We start from the raw sequence: 295 nt of genomic DNA on the forward strand, positions 1-295 counted from the left end.
GATCGTCGCCCAGTCGGGCGATGAGGTGCAGAGCGCCGCGAATCTGGACCTCGAGCGCATCTCCTCCGTCCTTGACGCAACCGGGCAGGCCATGACGAAGGCCGATGCATCGCTGAATGCAGCCGACCTGTCGGGTCGCGTCGCTCAGGGCGCGCTGGACTATCGCACCGCGCAGTACGCGCTGGCCACGGCCTCGGGTCAGGCCCCGCAGGCCCTGGACTTCACCCCGGCGTCTCTGGCGATTACGAACTCCGATTCGTGGCCGCGCGCGATTTTCAACATCTCCGCGTCCTCT

The 295-nt window shown here is 67.1% G+C and carries 1 pseudogene; it reads left to right on the forward strand.

Annotated elements, in window-relative coordinates:
- A pseudogene (locus QP415_RS11410) lies at positions 1-295 on the forward strand (hypothetical protein); the annotation flags it as partial.

The sequence above is a fragment of the Pauljensenia sp. UMB3104 genome, from assembly GCF_030217285.1.
Lineage (GTDB): Bacteria > Actinomycetota > Actinomycetes > Actinomycetales > Actinomycetaceae > Pauljensenia.